Genomic DNA, 4,128 nt, shown 5'->3' on the forward strand with positions numbered 1-4,128 from the left:
GCCGTGGAACGTCTGCTCGGCAGCGGAGCAAAGCTTCGTGGGATGACTCACACCGATGAGCTGATGTTCAGCCTGAACGGGGAAAATGTGCATTACGGCACGCCGCCGAACCCTATCGCTCCAGGACATATTCCCGGCGGTTCCTCAAGCGGCTCGGCGTCCGCCGTTGCCTCCGGGGAAGTGGACTTTGGTCTTGGCACCGATACTGCGGGTTCCGTGCGGATTCCCTCCTCTTTTTGCGGTATTTGCGGATTTCGCCCGACACACGGAGGCGTGCCCATGGACGGCGTCATCCCGCTGGCTCCGGCCTTTGACACGGTCGGCTGGATGGCAAGCCGGGCAAGCACCTTGCTGCAGGTCGGCCGCGTGCTTCTCGAGGAACCGCTTGATGACGGCGGGGAATTCGCTCGAATGATGCTGCCGGCTGAAGCGTGGGCAGCTGCCGAGCCTGGCTGCGCCGAATCGCTCCGCGGTGCGCTTGAATCATTCGGATCGCTTGGAGCGTTCGAATCCATCCATTTGACGGACGGGGATCTCGCGGCGTGGGCCGGCATTTTCCGCACGATTCAGGGGTACGAAATATGGTCTGCCCATGGCGCATGGATCACGGCGCAGCATCCCCGATTCGGTCCCGGCATCGCCGAAAGATTTGCCTGGACCGCCACGATTACCGAGGGAGCGTACCGGGAAGCGAGCCAGCGGCAGCAAACGATTGCTGCCCGGCTTGAGGCGCTTCTTGGAAGCGAGGGTGTGCTCGTCCTCCCGACAGCGCCTTGCGGAGCCCCTGTGATCGGGCTGCCCGGCGAGGAAATTGAAATGACGCGCACACGGATCCTGCAGCTGTCCTGCATCGCCGGGCTGGGCGGGCTCCCGCAGGTTACACTGCCGCTGGCAAAGACGGACGGTCTGCCGGTCGGGCTGTCGCTCATTGCCGGCAGAGGACAGGATCTGAAGCTGCTTCGATGGGCAGCGGATATCGAGGCGTCGATGCAGCCCGCGGCCGCGGCCGTGATCAACCAAATCCAATAGCAAAGGAACATGCCGATGTTTACACGATACGAAGGAGCAGCCTGGGAGGAGAGATTCCTGCCAAGGCTGACCAGCAAGCAGGTCAAGGAGCTTCCCAAGGAAAGCACACTGGTCATTCTGCCGGTCGGCGCGATCGAACAGCATGGACCGCATCTGCCGGTCATGACCGATACGCTGATCGGGGAGGCTACGGTGACCCTGGCGCTCGAAAAGCTGAAGCCCGATGCGCGGGTGTGGCTGCTGCCACCGGTTTCGTACGGCAAAAGCAATGAGCATCTCGGCCTGCCGGGAACCATTTCGCTGTCGGCAACGACCCTGCAGAGCGTGATCCTGGATATCGCCGAAAGCCTGCGGCTGAGCGGTTTCCATAAGCTTCTGCTGTTTAATACGCATGGCGGCAATACCGACTTGCTGAACGTGGTGTCCCGGGAAATCCGCATTCGCCACGATATGCTCGTCTTTTATTTATCGCCCTCCTCCCTGGGAGGTGCGGAGGATCTCATGCCCGCCGATGAACTGGAATACGGCATTCATGGCGGGGACTACGAAACGTCGATCGTGAAGGCCATCAAACCGGGATGGGTGCAGGATCAATGGCTCGTCTCGGAGACCCCGTCCATGACCGGGCAGAAATTTTTGACCCTTGAGGGGAAAATACGCTTCGCCTGGCGGATGGCGGACATTTCCGACAGCGGCATATGCGGCGATGCGACCCAGGCGACGGCAGCCAAAGGCAGCATCATTCAGGAACGGGTGACCGACATTCTAGCGGAGGTGTTTCGTGAACTGAGCGAATTCGAGTTCGGCGATATCCGGGCCAAGGCGGAAGCGGGAGCCGAGCGATGAGGCTCATAACCTTGGCGGGAAGCGGGCCAGGCAGCGCGGGCATCGTCGCAGGCAATCGGGTATTTCCCTTAACCGGGATCAATGAATCGCTTGGAACGGCTTGGCCGACGACCGTTCTGGAACTGCTGCGGACCGGCGAGGCGGCGGCGCTGTCCGGATGGCTGCGGGAACGAGGGCAGGAGGTGCTGACCGCCATCCCCTCTGTTCCCCTGGAGCAGGCACATCTTGGCCCCTTGTATCATGGTGCGGTCAATGTCTGGGGCGTTGGCGCGAATTTCCGGAAAAAGGCCCCGGCATCGTTCCGACGCTGGATATGACTGCCCAGGACATCCATGCCCGCAACCCGCGGTTTCTTGGCCGCTCGAAAAGTTATGACACCTTCTTCAGTTTCGGACCGGAGCTGGTCGGCATGGACGAAATCGGGGACCTGGATGCACTGGATATACAGACCGTGCTTAACGGATCGGTCCGGTACAGAAGTTGTGTATCCGACATGATCTATTCCCCATGGTTGATTCTCTCGTATTTCTCGCGGATGATGACCCTTTATCCCGGCGATATCATCATGACCGGGACACCGGGATCGGTAGACATCCAGGATGGGGATACGGCCGAATGCCGGATCGGCTCCCTGCTTCCCCTGCGGAATCCGGTCGTTCAGGAACGGATTAGCACCGTTTTATGAAATCGAAAAATTGTCCTCACGAAATGTTCTTCTATATGGAGTTAGCTGTGAATCCAAAGAAAGCGGGTGGTTCCTCATGTCAATGATATGGAAGCCTGAAATGCCTGAAGCGTTCAGCGCACTGAAGCTGCTTACCGACGAAACGGCGGTCGAAAAGCTGTCGAAGGATTTTTATTGGTATTCCCCCGTGCTGAGCGGAAAACTGAAGGACAAAAAAGCGGATGCCGTTCTCGTACCCGCTACGGTCGATGAAATCCGTGAAGCGCTGCGCATTGCTTACCGGCATCGGATTCCCGTCACTGTCCGCGGAGCGGGAACCGGGAACTACGGACAGGCGATCCCGCTCGAAGGCGGCCTGGTGCTGGACCTCAGCGGCATGAACGAAATCTTGGAGATTGGCAGCGGCTATGCCCGTGTACAGTGCGGCGTCAAGCTCGGCGTCCTGGAGAAGACGGCCCGGCAGCAGGGGCAGGAGCTGCGGATTTATCCGAGCACTTTCGCCAAGGCGACGGTCGGTGGGTTCGTGTGCGGCGGCTCCGGGGGCGTCGGGTCGATTACCTGGGGGGACCTGTGGGACGGCAACGTGCTGGAGGCGACCGTCCTGACGATGGAAGAGGAGCCGCAGGTTCTCCGAGTCCACGGCGAGGATCTCAAGGACTATATTCATAACTACGGGACGACGGGCATCGTCACCGAGCTGGTCATCCCTTTGGCACCCCGGACCGAGTGGGCACAGGTGGTGGTGAACTTCGATCGCCTGGAAGATGCGGTCCGATTCGGGGAAGCGCTGGCGGAGGAAGCAGCCATCCCCAAACGGCTGATCACGCCGATGGAGTGGCCGATTCCCTCCTTCTTCAAGCCACTGGAAAAAGTGATCGCACACGGCAAATCGGTGGTTTTTACCGAAATCGCCGGGCATGCTGCCGAAGCGCTGCCGGCACTTGCCGCAGCTTACGGCGGGGAAATCGGCCATGTCATTGACCCCGAGAAGTACCGCAAATCGATCGGTCTGTCCGATTTTACCTGGAACCATACGACGCTTTGGGCGCTGAAGCGTGATCCGGCTTATACCTACCTGCAAGCAGGTTTCAAGCAGGACTGCTACTTGGAGCAGATCCGGACGCTGAAATCGATGTTCGGGGACGAAATGCTGATGCATTTTGAATGGATCCGCTCGAGGGGCAAGCGCTGCTTGGCCTCGGCGAACTGATCCGCAGCGGGACGACGACCATTCTCGATATGGAGACCGTACACCATACCTCTATGGCCTTTCAGGCGATCGAGGAAAGCGGCATTCGGGCGTTTTCCGGCAAAGTGATGATGGATCACGGCGATGAGGTGCCCCTGGCGCTGCAGGAGGATACGGATCGTTCCCTCCGGGAAAGCGTCGATTTGCTGCAAGTGTGGGACGGGGCTGCCGGGGGGCGGATCCGTTATGCGTTCTGCCCGCGTTTTGTCGTCTCCTGCACCGAGCGCCTGCTGACCGAAGTCCGGGATTTGGCAGAGCATTACGGTGTTCTGGTGCACACGCACGCGTCGGAAAACCGGGGCGAGATCGCCATGGTCGA

6 protein-coding genes are annotated in these 4,128 nt (G+C 59.9%); all 6 read left to right on the plus strand.

Going from position 1 to position 4,128, the window contains the following annotated elements; genetic code table 11:
- Positions 1-1,029 (plus strand): amidase (locus CPT76_RS06430; RefSeq protein WP_105442290.1); only part of this gene is annotated, 1,029 nt, incomplete at its 5' end.
- Between the two features lie 15 nt (positions 1,030-1,044).
- Positions 1,045-1,875 carry a creatininase family protein gene (locus CPT76_RS06435; protein ID WP_105442291.1) on the plus strand — a complete coding sequence of 277 codons (831 nt, stop codon included), beginning with the start codon at positions 1,045-1,047 and terminating at the stop codon, positions 1,873-1,875.
- On the plus strand, positions 1,872-2,192 hold the full coding sequence (locus CPT76_RS37100) for a hypothetical protein (protein WP_181152708.1): 321 nt from the start codon (positions 1,872-1,874) through the stop codon (positions 2,190-2,192). The genes CPT76_RS06435 and CPT76_RS37100 overlap by 4 nt, the downstream gene beginning before the upstream one ends.
- Positions 2,189-2,560, plus strand: coding sequence for a fumarylacetoacetate hydrolase family protein (locus CPT76_RS37105; protein WP_181152709.1), 372 nt, complete (start codon positions 2,189-2,191; stop codon positions 2,558-2,560). The genes CPT76_RS37100 and CPT76_RS37105 overlap by 4 nt, the downstream gene beginning before the upstream one ends.
- A gap of 76 nt (positions 2,561-2,636) precedes the next feature.
- The gene (locus CPT76_RS06445; protein ID WP_105442293.1) at positions 2,637-3,770 is read left to right on the plus strand and encodes an FAD-binding oxidoreductase; all 1,134 of its coding nucleotides are present in this window, start codon (positions 2,637-2,639) and stop codon (positions 3,768-3,770) included.
- Positions 3,725-4,128, plus strand: a 404-nt coding sequence (locus CPT76_RS06450) for an amidohydrolase family protein (protein ID WP_258168146.1), incomplete at its 3' end; no start/stop codon positions are given. The genes CPT76_RS06445 and CPT76_RS06450, both read left to right, overlap by 46 nt.

The sequence above is a fragment of the Paenibacillus sp. AR247 genome, assembly GCF_002968895.1.
In the GTDB taxonomy this organism is placed as follows: Bacteria; Bacillota; Bacilli; order Paenibacillales; family Paenibacillaceae; genus Paenibacillus_AQ; species Paenibacillus_AQ favisporus.

What these genes read in the sequence shown, in the direction of transcription:
- CPT76_RS06435 (WP_105442291.1), top strand. Translation starts at nt 1,045, where the DNA reads ATGTTTACACGATACGAAGGAGCAGCCTGGGAGGAGAGATTCCTGCCA.
- CPT76_RS37100 (WP_181152708.1), top strand. Translation starts at nt 1,872, where the DNA reads ATGAGGCTCATAACCTTGGCGGGAAGCGGGCCAGGCAGCGCGGGCATC.
- CPT76_RS37105 (WP_181152709.1), top strand. Translation starts at nt 2,189, where the DNA reads ATGACTGCCCAGGACATCCATGCCCGCAACCCGCGGTTTCTTGGCCGC.
- CPT76_RS06445 (WP_105442293.1), top strand. Translation starts at nt 2,637, where the DNA reads ATGTCAATGATATGGAAGCCTGAAATGCCTGAAGCGTTCAGCGCACTG.